Source organism: Microbacterium sp. GXF0217 (genome assembly GCF_054798195.1).
Window position 1 is genome coordinate 53,743 of sequence record NZ_JBSJZG010000008.1, and the last position, 14,484, is coordinate 68,226.

Annotated in this window: 15 protein-coding genes and 1 tRNA gene; 1 reads left to right on the forward strand and 15 read right to left on the reverse strand. The window is 69.3% G+C overall.

Annotated features, from left to right (window positions below):
• Positions 1 to 190: 190 nt before the first annotated feature.
• From ACWAT3_RS15475 to ACWAT3_RS15535, 13 genes are all read right to left on the reverse strand, one after another.
• Positions 191 to 838, reverse strand: a complete 648-nt coding sequence (locus ACWAT3_RS15475) for an IMPACT family protein (RefSeq protein ID WP_460799845.1) — start codon at positions 836 to 838, stop codon at positions 191 to 193.
• The gene (locus tag ACWAT3_RS15480; protein WP_460799846.1) at positions 835 to 1,365 is read right to left on the reverse strand and encodes a DUF1697 domain-containing protein; all 531 of its coding nucleotides are present in this window, start codon (positions 1,363 to 1,365) and stop codon (positions 835 to 837) included. Before ACWAT3_RS15480 ends, ACWAT3_RS15475 begins: the two co-directional genes overlap by 4 nt.
• Entirely contained in the window at positions 1,362 to 1,931 is a 570-nt protein-coding gene (locus ACWAT3_RS15485) for an isochorismatase family protein (protein ID WP_460799848.1), read from the reverse strand. The genes ACWAT3_RS15480 and ACWAT3_RS15485 overlap by 4 nt, the downstream gene beginning before the upstream one ends.
• A gap of 79 nt (positions 1,932 to 2,010) precedes the next feature.
• A tRNA-Thr gene (locus ACWAT3_RS15490) sits at positions 2,011 to 2,086 on the reverse strand.
• Between the two features lie 60 nt (positions 2,087 to 2,146).
• Positions 2,147 to 3,706 (reverse strand): alpha/beta hydrolase, encoded by a 1,560-nt coding sequence (locus ACWAT3_RS15495; RefSeq protein ID WP_460799849.1) that lies wholly within the window; start codon positions 3,704 to 3,706, stop codon positions 2,147 to 2,149.
• Complete coding sequence (locus tag ACWAT3_RS15500) at positions 3,703 to 4,860, reverse strand: DNA polymerase III subunit delta' (RefSeq protein WP_460799850.1); 1,158 nt, start codon at positions 4,858 to 4,860, stop codon at positions 3,703 to 3,705. The genes ACWAT3_RS15495 and ACWAT3_RS15500 overlap by 4 nt, the downstream gene beginning before the upstream one ends.
• Positions 4,861 to 4,908: 48 nt before the next feature.
• Positions 4,909 to 5,535, reverse strand: coding sequence for a dTMP kinase (gene tmk / locus ACWAT3_RS15505; protein WP_460799851.1), 627 nt, complete (start codon positions 5,533 to 5,535; stop codon positions 4,909 to 4,911).
• A complete protein-coding gene (gene topA, locus ACWAT3_RS15510) occupies positions 5,532 to 8,402 on the reverse strand; it encodes a type I DNA topoisomerase (RefSeq protein WP_460799852.1) in 2,871 nt (956 codons plus the stop codon). The genes tmk and topA overlap by 4 nt, the downstream gene beginning before the upstream one ends.
• A 77-nt stretch (positions 8,403 to 8,479) precedes the next feature.
• A complete protein-coding gene (locus ACWAT3_RS15515; RefSeq protein WP_460799854.1) occupies positions 8,480 to 8,809 on the reverse strand; it encodes an Rv3654c family TadE-like protein in 330 nt (109 codons plus the stop codon).
• Positions 8,809 to 9,153 carry a TadE family type IV pilus minor pilin gene (locus tag ACWAT3_RS15520; RefSeq protein ID WP_460799856.1) on the reverse strand — a complete coding sequence of 115 codons (345 nt, stop codon included), beginning with the start codon at positions 9,151 to 9,153 and terminating at the stop codon, positions 8,809 to 8,811. The genes ACWAT3_RS15515 and ACWAT3_RS15520 overlap by 1 nt, the downstream gene beginning before the upstream one ends.
• The gene (locus tag ACWAT3_RS15525; protein WP_460799858.1) at positions 9,153 to 9,359 is read right to left on the reverse strand and encodes a DUF4244 domain-containing protein; all 207 of its coding nucleotides are present in this window, start codon (positions 9,357 to 9,359) and stop codon (positions 9,153 to 9,155) included. Before ACWAT3_RS15525 ends, ACWAT3_RS15520 begins: the two co-directional genes overlap by 1 nt.
• A 52-nt stretch (positions 9,360 to 9,411) precedes the next feature.
• On the reverse strand, positions 9,412 to 10,326 hold the full coding sequence (locus tag ACWAT3_RS15530; protein ID WP_460799860.1) for a type II secretion system F family protein: 915 nt from the start codon (positions 10,324 to 10,326) through the stop codon (positions 9,412 to 9,414).
• Positions 10,320 to 11,309, reverse strand: coding sequence for a TadA family conjugal transfer-associated ATPase (locus ACWAT3_RS15535; protein WP_460799862.1), 990 nt, complete (start codon positions 11,307 to 11,309; stop codon positions 10,320 to 10,322). The genes ACWAT3_RS15530 and ACWAT3_RS15535 overlap by 7 nt, the downstream gene beginning before the upstream one ends.
• Before the next feature lie 352 nt (positions 11,310 to 11,661).
• Here ACWAT3_RS15535 and acs point away from each other — a divergent pair, with 352 nt between their 5' ends.
• Positions 11,662 to 13,629, forward strand: coding sequence for an acetate--CoA ligase (gene acs / locus ACWAT3_RS15540; RefSeq protein WP_460799864.1), 1,968 nt, complete (start codon positions 11,662 to 11,664; stop codon positions 13,627 to 13,629).
• A gap of 96 nt (positions 13,630 to 13,725) precedes the next feature.
• Here acs and ACWAT3_RS15545 read toward each other — a convergent pair whose 3' ends face one another.
• Both ACWAT3_RS15545 and ACWAT3_RS15550 read right to left on the reverse strand, forming a co-directional pair.
• On the reverse strand, positions 13,726 to 14,184 hold the full coding sequence (locus tag ACWAT3_RS15545) for a RidA family protein (protein WP_460799866.1): 459 nt from the start codon (positions 14,182 to 14,184) through the stop codon (positions 13,726 to 13,728).
• Complete coding sequence (locus ACWAT3_RS15550; RefSeq protein WP_460799868.1) at positions 14,181 to 14,405, reverse strand: DUF4177 domain-containing protein; 225 nt, start codon at positions 14,403 to 14,405, stop codon at positions 14,181 to 14,183. Before ACWAT3_RS15550 ends, ACWAT3_RS15545 begins: the two co-directional genes overlap by 4 nt.
• Between the last annotated feature and the right edge of the window lie 79 nt (positions 14,406 to 14,484).

Here is a 14,484-nt window from a genome sequence, read left to right on the forward strand (position 1 = left end):
GCGCATTCACGAGCACGGCTGGATCACCGAGTCGCGTCACGCCACGAGCGAGGGCTTCGTGGCGTACGTGAGATGCGCCGATTGCGATGCCCGGCGGGTCGATCTGCAGCAGGATCCGCAGAGGCCTCCGGCGGCGATGACCCGCGTCGTGGGGATGCCGGCGTATACGCGCACCGTCGACCCATCGTGCTCAACGCGGCACGTCGACGATGCGCGAGAGTCCGGTGACCACCACGCGCCATATGCCGGATGACCACGCGGCCACGTCCGCCTCGAGATCCGCCAGCGCGCTCTCGGGCGCCCAGACCTCGAAGGCGGCATCCGCTGCGTACCGCGCCTCGCCGAGCGACGCCCCGTGCACCGCGACCCACTCGCGGATCAGATTGTCGAACCGGCCGGCATCACCGTGCGGCACCGTGATCGTCGCACGAGACAGCAGCATCCGATCCCGCAGGACCGCGGCATCCAACGCCTCCGAGACAGCCGACGAGTATGCCCTGACCAGCCCGCCTGCCCCGAGCTTCACCCCGCCGAAGTAGCGCGTCACGACGGCGACGACATCGGTCAGATCGCGCCGCCGCAGGACCTCGAGCATGGGGATGCCCGCCGTCCCCGATGGTTCACCGTCGTCCGAGGATCGCGCCCGATCCCCCGTCGTGCCGGTGACCTGCGCCGAGCAGTTGTGCCGCGCATCCCAGTACTGCTTCCTGATCCGCGCTATGACGGCATCCGCCTCCTCCGGCGATGCGACCGGCGAGACGTGCGCGATGAACCGGGACTTCTTGATCACGAGCTCGTGCTCGACGGCATCCGCGATCGTCGCGGGATAGGTCGTCATGCCGTCAGGTCGACGAGTGTGCGCACCGTGCGGAGGTTCCGGGCCGTGCCTGGAACGCCGAGCGCTCGATCGAAGACGGCCTTGGTGAGCTTCGTGTTCTGCACCCCGCCCGCGAAGTCGATCCACAGGTCGTTGCCGAGCAGGGCCAGCCGCTCCCCCGGGATCAGCCGCTTCTCCAGCGCCTCGACGGCGCCGGATGTGGGGGCTTCGGCGAGGAACATCGCGTGCACGAACTTCTCCACCCCGTCGTCGAAGGGCTGCGCCGTGACGGACGCGACCAGCTCGTCGTGCGAGCGCGCGATCACGGGAGTGTCGACCGAGAAGGCCTCAGCGATCGCCTTCCGCACCAGGGCGCAGGATGCAGCGGCATCCGTCGGCGCATCGCAGATGATGTTCCCACTGGCGATGTAGGTGCTCACGCCGGTGAGGTCGGTCTTCTCGGCGAGCACAGCACGCAGCTCCGCCATCGGCACGCGGTTGCGTCCGGAGACGTTCACGGCGCGCAGGAGCAGGACGCTGCGGGTCACGACGCCAGCTCGGCGCCGGCGTGGGCGAGCTCCGCCAGGGCCGCGTCGCTGGATTCCGCTCCGACGCCCGCGACGAGGTCGGTGAGGATCCGCACATGGACGCCGTGCGCGATCGCGTCGAGCGCGCTCGCTCGCACGCAGTGATCGGTCGCGATGCCGACGACATCCGCGGTGAGAACCCCGTGCGTGCTCAGGATCTCGGCGACCGTCTCACCGCTGGCGGAGACGCCCTCGAACATCGAATAGGCCGGCTTGCCCTGCCCCTTGCGCACATGGTGCGTCACGGCATCCGTCGCGAGAAGCGGGTCGTAGTCGGCTCCGGTCGTCCCGGCGACGCAGTGCTCCGGCCAGGTGTCCACGAAGTCCGGTTCGCCGGCGAAATGCCCGCCGTTGTCTCCGTCGGCGTCGTGCCAGTCACGCGACGCGATGATGACGTCGTAGTCTCCGGCACGCTCGGCGAGCAGCTCCGAGACGGCAGCGGCTACGGCATCCCCGCCAGCGACGGCGAGCGCACCGCCCTCGGTGAAGTCGTTCTGCACATCGACGATGAGAAGAGCCCTGGTCATACTCCGAGCGTACGCCGCGGGGTCCGTATGCGGGCAAAGAGAAAGGGGGACCCGGCTGACCGGGTCCCCCTGCTCCACGTGGAGCCGCCTGTCAGAATCGAACTGACGACCTTTTCATTACGAGTGAAATGCTCTGCCGACTGAGCTAAGGCGGCGTGCGCTGCGAACAGCGGCACGATCAACGATCTTACCCTGTCGACCGGCCTACTGCGAAATCACTCGCAGCGCAGACCGTCCTCCGGGACGGTGTCGTCGAGCAGGAACGCCTCGACCGCCTCATCGACGCACGCATTGCCCTTGTTGTAACCGGTGTGCCCCTCGCCGACCCGGGTGACGAGGACGCCCTCCTCGAGCTGATCGGCGAGCGCCTCCGACCACGCGTACGGGGTCGCCGGGTCGTTGGTGGTCCCCACGACGACGATGGGACCAGCGCCCTCGGCGTTGATCTCCTCGCGGGTGCCCGTCGGCGGGTACGGCCAGACCGAGCAGGCGTCCGGACCCGACCAGTACGGCGCAACCGTCGGCGCCTCGGCCGCGAGCAGCTTCTCGGCGGCCGCCTCGGCATCCGGATCGTCCTCCACCGGATAGTCGACGCAGTTGTACGCGCGGAACGCCTCGCTCGAGTTGTCGGTGTACGCACCGTCCTCGCGACCGTTGTAGAAGTCGGCGAGCACGAACAGCGTGTACGGGTCGCCCTGCAGCGCTTCCGTGAGCCCCTGGGTGAGATAGCCCCAGCTGTCCTGCGAGTACAGCGCGGAGATGATGCCCGTCATCATCGAGTCGGCACCCATCTCGCGGCCGTCGCCGTTGGGAAGCGGACTGCGATCCGCCGATGCGAGCAGCGCACCGAGGTCGGCCATCGCATCATCGACGGACCCGTTGAAGGGGCATTCGCCGGAGTCCAGGCAGTCCGCCATGTAGGCGCGCAGCGCGGACTCGAACCCGATCCCCTGCGTGGTGCTGACTTCGAGCCCCGGCGTGGACGGGTCGATCGCACCGTCGAGCACGAGACGTCCGGCCTTCTCCGGATACAGCTCCGCGTACGTTGCTCCCAGGAACGTGCCGTAGGAGTAGCCCAGGTAGTTCAGTTCCTTGTCGCCGAGCACGGCACGCAGTAGGTCCATGTCCCGCGCCGAGTTCACGGTGGTGATGTAGGGAAGGATGCCGCCGCTGTTCGCTTCGCACGCGTCGGCGAAGGCCTGGTGCGCACCGAGCAGTTCGTCCTCCCACTCCGTCGTGCCCCGAGGAGCGGACGGGATGTCGTAGAGGTACTTGTCCATGTTCGCCGCGTCGAAGCACGACACCGCCGTCGATTCGCCGACTCCGCGTGGATCGAACCCGATCACGTCGTAGTTCTCGATGAGGTCGGCTCCGACGGCGAAGTCCAGGCTCTCGTAGACGAGGCTGACGCCGCTCGCACCAGGACCACCGGGGTTGGTCAGCAGCGATCCGCGTGCGGTGCCCGTGGCCTGATGGCGCACGACGGACAGTTCCATGGTGTCGCCGGATGCCGGGTTCTCCCAGTCCAGCGGAGCCGTGACATAGGTGCAGTCGAACCCGTTGCCGCACTGATCCCAGGTGAGCTCCTGCCCGTAGAAGGGCAGCAGGTCGGCGGAGACGCCCTCGGTGTCCGGCGCCTTGGTCGTGGACGGACGCGGGGCGGTCTGCTCCGGGATGGCTGCGTACAGGCATCCGGACAGGACGAGGGATGCCGCGGCCAGCGCAGCCGTCGCCGCCGCGATGCGGCGCAGACGAGAAGTCGTTCGAGTGGTCACGGTTTCCTCCCGCTCGCGATCGTCACGAGCAAGCTCTCCAAGGCCAGGAGCGCGGCGACGTTGCGCTCCAGCGATTCCCTGGTCTCGGTCAGGTGGTCCAGCACGACCAGCGTACGTGCCACCGACCAGTCGGCGGCGAGCGCGCTCAGCTCGGCTGCGAGTTCGCGGTTGATCAGATCATCGCGTCGCCCGTACTGCAGCATGACGACGTCGCGGTACAGCGACTGCAGATCGGTGAGCACGCGGTCGATGCCGTCGCGCAGGCTGCGGGTCGCGCGCTTGCGCTGGTCGTCCTCAAGGGCTGAGATCTGCGCGCGCAGCGCCGGCGGGACCGACTGACCTTCGGCGACGCCGACCGTGCGCAGCAGCGATGCGCGTTCGGCCTCGTCGCGCTCGGCCGTCAGCGCCTTCGCGTCCTCGGTCGCGACCTGGATGATCGTGCCGGCGACATCGACGGCATCCCGCACGCCGCGCACCCCCAGCACCGACCGCAGCGTGTCGTCCCTGCGCCGCCGCGCCGCGTCATCCGTGGCCAGGCGCTGTGCCATGCCGATGTGGCGCTGCGCATGCCGCGCCGCCTGTTCGGCGGTGGCGTCGTCGACGCCGGTGCGCTGCGTGATGAGGCGCGCGACGTCGGCGACATCGGGTTCGCGCAGCCGCAGAGCGCGCGATCGCGAGCGGATCGTCGGCAGGAGATCGGCCTCGCTCGGGGCGCAGAGCACCCACACGGTGCGCTCCGGCGGCTCCTCCAGCGCCTTGAGCAGCACGTTGGAGGTGCGCTCGACCATGCGATCGGCATCCTCGACGACGATCACCCTGTACCGCCCGACCGACGGCGCGAAGTACGACCGCTCGACGAGCCCGCGGGCCTCGGCGATCGTGATGATGACTTTGTCAGTGCGCAGGGCCGTGACGTCGGGGTGCGTGCCGGCGAGCACCTGCCGCATGGTGTGCTCATCGTCCGGGCCGTCGGCGATGAGAGCCGCCGCGAACGCGTACGCGAGCGTCGACCGGCCGGACCCTGGCGGCCCGGTGATGAGCCAGGCGTGCGAGAGGGAGGCCGGATCGGATGCCGCGGCACGCAGCGTCTCGACCGCCTCCGGCTGACCCCACACATCCGCCCACGGGAACGGGGCGACGGATGCGGTGGTCATTGCTCCAGCCTAACGGCCGCCACCGACTCTCCCTCGTGCCCTGTCGGGTCAGATCAGGGCGGTGACACGAGCGCGCACGGCGGCGGCGATCTCGTCCGGGGATGCCGCGGCATCCAGGACCAGGAAACGACCAGGGTCCGCATCCGCGAGCGCCCGGAACCCCTCCCGCACCCGGATGTGGAACTCGAGCTTCTCGGCTTCGAGCCGATCGAACGGCTTGTCGTCCGCGTCGAGGCGCGCGCGGGCGATGGTCGGGTCGAGGTCGAGCAGCACCGTGAGGTCGGGAAGCGCGCCCTCGGTCGCCCAGAGCGACAGGTCGCGGATCTCGTCGGCATCCAGCACGCGCCCTGCGCCCTGATAGGCGACGGAGGAGTCGAGATAGCGGTCCTGGATGACGACCTCGCCGCGATCGAGCGCCGGCCGAACGACCGTGGCGACGTGGTGCGCGCGATCGGCCGCGTACAGCAGCGCCTCCGCGCGCGGGGCGATGTCGCCGCGGTGGTGCAGCACGATGTCGCGGATCAACTGGCCGACCTCGCTGCCCCCTGGTTCGCGGGTGCGCAGCACGATGCGGCCGGCGTCGGCGAGCCAGGTCTCGAGATGGTTCGCCTGCGTCGTCTTGCCTGCACCGTCGCCGCCCTCGAGCGTGATCCAGAGCCCGCCGCGAGCGGTCACGACTTCTTCGCTGCGGCGTTCGCGGCGCGCGTCGCCGCGGCCTTCTTCGCCGCTGCCGACCGCGCGGCCGCCTTCTCGGCATCCGTCTTCGCGGGCGCCTTCTTGGCGGCCGGCTTCTTAGCGGCCGGCTTCGCTGCCGCCTTCTTCGCAGGGGCCTTCTTGGCCGGGGCCTTCTTGGCCGGGGCCTTCTTGGCTCCGCGCTTGGGCGCCGGGCCCTTGGCACGCTTGTCGGCGAGCATCTGCACGGCGATCTCGAACGTGATGTCCTGCACCTGCTGGCCGCGCGGGATCGTGACGTTCGTCTCACCGTCGGTCACGTAGGCGCCGAAACGGCCGTCGCGGATGCGGATCGGTTTGCCGCTGACCGGGTCGGCCTCGAACTCGGCGAGCGCGCTGGACGCCCGGCGGGAACCGGCACCGTACTTCGGCTGCGCGTAGATCTCCAGCGCCTGCTCGAGGGTGACATCGAAGATCTGCGATTCGCTCTCCAGCGAGCGCGAATCGGTGCCCTTCTTCAGGTACGGACCGAACCGGCCGTTCTGCGCTGTGATCTCGTCGCCCGACTCCGGGTCGGTGCCGACGACGCGCGGGAGGCTGAGCAGCTGCAGAGCGCTGTCGAGCTCGATCGTGTCGACCGACATGGATCGGAACAGCGACGCGGTCCGCGGCTTGGGAGCCGCTTCCTTCTTCGCACCGCGCTTCGGCTTCGGCGCCTCTACGACCTCGCCGGTGGCCTCGTCGACCGCGGCGTCGTCTGCGACCGGATCGTTCTCCTGCACGTACGGACCGAATCGACCGTCCTTGACGACGATGACCTTGCCGTTCTCGGGGTTCTCCCCCAGAACGCGGTCGCCGGCGACCGGAGCGTCGATGAGCTCCTGCGCCTTCTCCGCAGTCAGCTCGTCAGGGGCGAGGTCCTCCGGGACGTTCACGATGCGCGGCTTGGCTTCGGGATTCGCGGGATCCGCGACCTCGAGGTACGGGCCGTACTTGCCGAAACGGAGCGTCGCGGTGTCGGTGATGCGCGTCGAGTTCAGCGCTCGGGCGTCGATCTCGCCGAGGTTGTCGACGACCTGGCGCAGCCCCACCTGGGATTCGGATCCGAAGTAGAAGTGCTTCAGCCACTCGACGCGGTTCTGCTCGCCACGAGCGATGGCGTCGAGATCGTCTTCGAGTGCGGCGGTGAAGTCGTAGTCGATGAGGTCGGCGAAGTGCTCTTCGAGCAGCCGGACGACGCTGAACGCGAGCCACGTCGGCACGAGCGCCTGACCGCGCTTGGTCGCGTAGCCGCGGTCGATCACGGTTCCGATGATGCTCGCGAACGTCGACGGACGCCCGATGCCGTGCTCCTCGAGCGCCTTGACCAGCGATGCTTCCGTGTAGCGGGGCTTCGGCGAGGTGCGGTGGCCCTTGGCCTCGGCATCCGACATGGCCAGCTCGTCGCCGACGGCGACGGCGGGCAGCGACTGGTTCTCAGCGGCATCCTGCGAATTGCGCTTCTCGTCGCGCCCTTCTTCATATGCCTCGAGGAAGCCCTTGAACGTGTAGACCGTGCCGGATGCGGTGAACTCGGCGCTCTGCACGCCTGCACCGCTCTGCGCCGACGTGTCGACGGCGATCGTGACCGTCGTGGTCTCGTACTTGGCGTCGGCCATCTGGCTGGCGACCGTGCGCTTCCAGATCAGGTCGTAGACGCGCAGCTCTTCGCGGTCGAGCTGGGAAGACACGGATGCCGGTGTGCGGAAGCTCTCCCCCGACGGGCGGATCGCCTCGTGCGCCTCCTGCGCGTTCTTGCTCTTCGACTTGTAGACACGGGGCTTCAGCGGCACCGCAGTGTCGCCGTAGAGCGAGACCGCCTGGCTCCGCGCCGCCTGCACCGCCTGGGTGCTCAGCGCCGTGGAGTCGGTGCGCATATAGGTGATGTACCCCTTCTCGTACAGGCGCTGGGCGACGCTCATCGCCTGCTTCGCACTCATCGAGAGCTTGCGCCCCGCCTCCTGCTGGAGGGTCGAGGTCGTGAACGGGGCGTACGGGCTGCGCGTGCCTGGCTTGGCTTCGACCTTGGTGACGGAACCCGTACCGGCGGAATCGACCGCGTGCGCGAGTGCCTGCGCCTTGCCCTCGTCGAGGACGATGACGGCCTTCTTCAGCTTTCCGTCGTCGTCGAAATCGGTGCCGCGCGCGAGCTGGCCGCCGTCGACGCGCACCAGGCGCACCTTGAAGGAGGAGGCGGAAGCGGCGAGCGCCTCGACGTCCCAGTAGTCAGCCGACACGAACGCCATGCGATCACGCTCGCGCTCGACGATCATGCGGGTCGCTGCGGACTGCACGCGGCCAGCGGAGAGACCGGACTTCACCTTGTACCAGAGCACGGGCGAGACGTCCCAGCCGTACAGGCGGTCGAGGATGCGACGGGTCTCCTGCGCGTCGACGAGTGCGAGGTCGAGTTCACGCGTATTGCCGATCGCCGCCTGGATGGCGTCCTTGGTGATCTCGTGGAACACCATGCGCTTGACGGGGACCTTCGGCTTGAGGGTCTCCAGCAGATGCCAGGCGATCGCCTCGCCTTCGCGGTCCTCATCAGTGGCGAGCAGGAGTTCGTCCGCGCTCTTCAGCGCGCGCTTGAGCTCGGCGACCGTCTTGGACTTGCGGTCGGAGACGACGTAGTAGGGGTCGAACCCGTTGTCGATGTCGATCGAGTACTTCCCGTACGCCTGCTTGTCTGCGGCGGGGATGTCCTTCTTGTCCGCGAGATCGCGGATGTGCCCGACGGAGCTGAGCACTTCGTACCCGTCGCCGAGGTAGCCCTGGATCGACCGCATCTTCGTCGGGGACTCGACGATGACGAGCTTCTTGCCTTCAGCCAAGGGTGCGTCCTTTCTTCGAAGCACACCATACACACCGCTGTTCCGATGTGTTCACAGCGGCAGTGTGGAATCGACCGTCAGAATCCCTCGGGTGGCCCGGCGCGGGCTCGGGAGACGGCTGCGAGTCCAGCGTACTTCGCCTGAACCGTGACGGTCGCCACGAGGCCCGCCACCTCGCACTGCGTGAGTTCTGCTCCGGATGCCGCGGCCACCCTCGCCGCGAGTGCGCACGCCCCGCCTGGTGCAGGCACCGCCCCCGACGCGGCGTCGGCCGCGGCGAGCGCTGCGGCATCGGCGGCCCCGGCAGCGCGCTGGGCCGTCACCGCGGCGCCGCCGACGGCGGCGAGCCCGAAGGTGAGGGTCGCCGCGACCGCGATGACGCCGGCAGCGATGCTCGTGCCCGCCATCAGAGTCCTCCGGCGAGCGCGCAGCTCGACGCCTGCAAGGGGATCGTGATGATCCTCCCCACCTGCACATCCGCGTGCGCGGTGACACAGGCGAGATCGCCCTGGGCGCCGGCATCGACGCGCGCGCCCGGTACGGCACGCGTGACCGCGGCGGACGCGGCCGCGGCGGACTCGCCCCGGCCGAGCAGACGGGCGGCGTCGGCCGCGGCATCCTGGAGCGTCACCTGGCGAGCCGCTGCTCCGAGCGCCGAGACTCCGAGGAGCAGGACGACGAGAACCGCGGGAATCGCGACCGCCAGTTCGGCGGCGACCGACCCCTCATCCCCCGACCGACGCCGGTTCATCACGACACCGTGAGCGCCCGACGCACCAGGTCGGTCAGGATGCCGCGCACCTCGTCCGAGCGCATGATCACGACGAGCAGCCCTGCGAAGGCGACGGCGGCCATCGTCGTGATCGCGTACTCGGCGGTCGCCGCTCCCGTCTCGTCGGCGAACAGCCTCGCCGCCCTGCCTCGGGTGAGCGCAGGGAGAGCCTCGTTCTTCTTCATGGTGTTCCTCTCTTTCTTTCCTCTGTGGGGTGGATCGCCGCGCGACCCTGGGTCACAGCAGCGGGATCGGCGTCGTGGCGAGCACGCTGAGCAGCAGGGGTGCGACACCGAGCAGCAGAAACGCCGGAAGCGTGCACACCCCGAGCGGGATGAGCAGGCGGCTCGACAGCTTCGCGGCCTTCAGACGTCCGTCGATCCGGGCGTCCTGCCGTTCCTGCGCTGACGACGCGCGCAGCAGCTCGATCGCGGGCACGCCGGCCGCCCTGGAGAGTTCGAGCACTCCCCCGGTGCGGGTCGACGCGTCGCCGGCATCGGAACCGGGCAGGCAGTCGGCGACGAGGCGCAGCGCCCGTTCGATCGAGACCCCGCCGGACAGCGCGACCGCCACGAGTTCGGTGTGAATGCCTGGCGTGCGCCCGTCCGGCTGCGCCGATCGGACCAGGCGTGCCGTCCACAGCCGGGCCGCCAGTACGAGCAGCAGACCGCAGACGACGCACACGATCCCCGCCGGCTGGGTGGTGATCACCCTCAGCGTGTCGAATCCCAGCGCGAACCCGAGCAGCAGTCCGAACGGCGGCATCCAGAGCAGCAGTCGCGCGGTGCCCGCCGGTTCGGCGAGCGCGATGCGCACGTCGTCGGCAGCGGAGGCGGCATCCTGCAGGGCCTCGGCCAGGGAGCGCAGAACCTCGGCGAGCGGGGCGCCGACGTGTGCGGCGATCTCCCATGCCGCGGCGACGTCCCGCCATGCCCCGCCTTCGGCCTCGATCGCCGCCGGCAGGGTGCCACCGGCGTCGCAGCGTTCGACGACGCGCTCGGCCCGCGCGTCGCCGGTCGACGCGAGGTGACGCCACGCGGTGACCGGTGCGGCGCCGGCCTGCAGGAGCACGGCGAGCATGCGGACGGTGACGGCGGCGTGCGCTGCGGATGCCCCGGCATCCGGAGCCTTCCTCCGAGTGAAGGTCACCATGGAGTCACCTCTTGAATGCCGAGCCGCTCCGCCATCAGCTCGAAGCGCCCGGCGCTCTCGATCCGACGGATGCCGTCGGTGCCGCGGGCGAGGTGCAGGACGATCGTGAAGGCGCTCACGACCTGACGCGCCAGCGCCGTGGCGTCCATGCCGGCGAGCGCGCCGAGGGCTTCGAGCCGCGCGGGGACGTCGGCGAGGCCGGAGGCATGCAGCGTTCCCGCACCACCGTCGTGTCCGGTGTTCAACGCCGTCAGCAGCTCGCGCACCTCTTCTCCTCGGCATTCGCCGACGACCAGACGGTCCGGCCGCATGCGGAGCGATTCGCGCACGAGCCGCGCGAGGGTGATGCCGCCCGCGCCCTCGAGATTCGCCTGCCGCGCTTCCAGAGCGACGTGATGCGGATGCCGTGGGCGCAGCTCGGCCACATCCTCGATCGTGACGATCCGGTCGCGTTCGGGCGCGGCAGACAGCAGCGCGCTCAGCAGCGTCGTCTTGCCGGTTCCCGTGCCGCCGGTGATGAGGACATTGGCCCGGCGTGCGACGAGGTCCTCCAGCCAGGCCCGACGGCGCTCGTCGAAGCATCCGAGTGCGGCGAGAGCCGTCAGATCTCCGGCGTGCACCCGAGGGATCCGGATCGAGACGGCCGTGCCGGATGCCGAGACGGGCGCGAGCACGGCGTGGACGCGGATGCCGTGTTCGAGACGGACGTCGACGCAGGGTGAGCGGTCGTCGAGGTGGCGCCCTCCGAGTCCGATGAGAGCGACGGCGAGGTCGCGCACCTCGCGTTCGGACGCACGCCACCCGCGAACCTGCTCCGCACCGTGCCCGCGGTCGATGAACAGGCCGTCAGCGCCGTTGAGGAAGACATCCGTGACCGACTCATCCGCGCAATGGGCCGCGAGCGGGCCGAAGGCGGGGTCGATCGCCACCGCATCGGATGCGGTCTCAGCGCCCAGCGGGGCGATCACGAACGGAGTGGCCATGCCTCGACGCTAGGAGCAGTCGAGGACGTCGGAAGGGCCGGAACCCAGGACCTGTGCACAAGATCTGCCACCGGAAATCCGTGCAGAACGAGTGGGCCGGGGACAGAGTGGGCGGCATCTCACGGGGGGAATGAGATGCCGCCCGCGACGTGTCCTGATCGGGGGGATGGAGGACACGCCAAGGCCAGAATGAGAATTCGGCTGTCGGCGAGTGTACATCGCGCCACCGTCCTGACAAAACCGGAACGTGTACCGACTTTCAGCGGTACTCGACGTCGCAGGTGCACACTAGATTCACCGTGTCCGGTCGTGTGTCCCGCACGATCACGTCCCGCCGCAAAGGAGCGCGTGCATGAGCAGTCAGATCGATCACCTCCTCGACGAGACCCGTCAGTTCCCGCCGTCCGCGGAGTTCGTTGCGGATGCCGTGGCCCGACCGGAGCTCTACGAACGTGCCGCGAGCGATCGCGAGGCGTTCTGGGGCGAGCAGGCCCGCGAGCTGCTGGACTGGAGCACGCCGTTTACGAACGTGCTCGACTGGTCGACTCCCCCGTTCGCGAAGTGGTTCGACGACGGCGAGCTGAACGTCGCCTACAACTGCCTCGATCGCCACGTCGAAGCAGGCAACGGCGACCGTGTCGCGCTGCTGTGGGAGGGCGAACCCGGCGACTCCCGCCGGATCACGTACGCCGAGCTGACCGAGGAGGTCAAACGCACAGCGAACGTGCTGTCCGGCCTCGGCATCGGCCACGGCGACCGCGTGGCGATCTATCTGCCGATGATCCCCGAGGCGGTCGTCTCGATGCTCGCGATCGCCCGTCTCGGCGCGATCCACTCCGTCGTGTTCGGCGGATTCAGCGCCGACAGCCTTCGTTCGCGCATCGACGACGCGGGCGCCAAGCTCGTCATCACGGCGGACGGCGGCTACCGCAAGGGACGCGTGTCCGCGCTCAAGCCGGCCGTCGACCAGGCACTGGCCGACCGCGGAAACGGCGAGCAGCAGACCGTCGAGCACGTCCTCGTCGTCCGTCGCGGCGAGAACGAGGTCGACTGGGTCGACGACCGCGATATCTGGTGGCATGACGCGGTGCCCGCGGCATCCGCAGAGCACACGGCCGAGGCCTTCCCCGCCGAGAACCCGCTGTTCATCCTCTACACCTCCGGCACGACCGGCAAGCCCAAGGGCATCCTGCACACCTCGGGCGGCTACCTCACCCAGGCCGCGTACACGCACAAGAACGTGTTCGATCTTCATCCGGAGACCGACGTCTACTGGTGCACGGCCGACATCGGCTGGATCACCGGGCACAGCTACGTCGCCTACGGCCCGCTCGCCAACGGCGCGACACAGGTGCTGTACGAGGGAACGCCGGACGCGCCGCACCCCGGCCGCTGGTGGGAGATCATCGAGAAGTACGGCGTCACGATCTTCTACACGGCGCCGACGGCGATCCGCTCGTTCATGAAGACAGGCCGCAGCATCCCGAAGAAGTTCGATCTGTCGAGCCTGCGTCTGCTGGGCTCGGTCGGCGAACCGATCAACCCCGAAGCGTGGATGTGGTACCGCGAGGTCATCGGCGCGGGCAAGACCCCGATCGTCGACACCTGGTGGCAGACCGAGACCGGCGCCATCATGATCTCGCCGCTGCCCGGCATCACGGCGACCAAACCGGGTTCGGCGCAGGTCCCGCTGCCCGGCATCACGATCGACGTCGTCGATGAGGCAGGCGCCGAGGTCGGGAACGGCAACGGCGGCCTGCTGGTGATCACCGAGCCGTGGCCGAGCATGCTGCGTGGCATCTGGGGCGACCCGGAGCGCTACGTCGAGACGTACTGGGAGAAGTTCGCCGCCCAGGGCTACTACTTCGCCGGCGACGGCGCCCGGTTGGACGACGACGGGGACCTCTGGCTGCTGGGCCGAGTGGATGACGTGATGAACGTCTCCGGCCACCGCCTGTCGACCGCCGAGATCGAGTCCGCCCTCGTCGCGCACGAGGCGACGGCCGAGGCCGCCGTCGTCGGCGCGGCCGACGAGACGACGGGCCAGGCTGTGGTGGCGTTCGTCATCCTGAAGGAGAGCTTCCTCGCGGAGCACACTCCTGAGGGCCTCGCCCAGCAGCTGCGGTTGTGGGTCGGCGAGCAGATCGGCGCGATCGCGCGTCCACGGGACGTCTATATCGTCGGCGAGCTGCCCAAGACCCGCTCGGGCAAGATCATGCGGCGCCTGCTGCGGGATGTCGCGGAGGGCCGCGAAGTCGGAGACACCACGACCCTCGCCGACACCGCGGTGATGAGCATCATCTCCGCGCAGGTGAAGTAGCCGCCCAGGCGTGAGAGACCTCTCCTGAGCTGCGAAACCCCGTCGTGTCCACGTGGATACGACGGGGTTTCGCAGCTCAGACGGGGTCTCGGAGGATCAGGCGAGGAGGAAAGTGACCTCGACCTCGACCGGGCTGTCCAGCGGCAGCACCGGGACGCCGACGGCCGCGCGGGCGTGCCTTCCGGCGTCGCCGAAGATCTCGCCGAGCACCTCGCTCGCGCCGTTGATGACGCCGGGCTGGCCGGTGAAGGACGGATCTGATGCCACGAAGCCGCCGACGCGCAGCACGCCAGCGATCTTCTCGAGGCCGCCAGCGGCATCCGCAGCCGCAGCGAGCGCATTCAGCGCGCACGTGCGGGCGTAGCCCTTAGCGGCATCCGCTTCAACACCGGCGCCCACCTTGCCGGTGGCGGGAAGCGCACCGGCGGTGAAGGGCAGCTGACCAGACGTGTACACGAGACCGTTGTGCGCGACAGCGGGGACGTAGGCGGCGACCGGCGCTGCGACGGCAGGCAGCTCGATGCCCAGCTCTTCCAGGCGCGCGGCGAGCGTCATGCGGCGCCGCCCTCGAACTGGCGGGCGGCCTGCTCGGCAGCGGCGAGTCCTGCGCTGTTCCCGCCGTCTCCTGCGGTCGGGCGCTTGAAGTAGGCGACGAGCCCCCCTTCGGGCCCCTGAACGACCTGGACCAGTTCCCAGCCCTGCTTTCCCCAGTTGTTGAGGATCGCTGCGGTGTTGTGGATCAGCAGCGGCGTGGTGAGATATTCCCACGTGGTCATAGCACTCCTGCACGTCGGCGACGCCGCGGCCGAAGCCCGCGTCGAGGTGGTTTTTCAGGGAACTCCCCTACGATCTAGC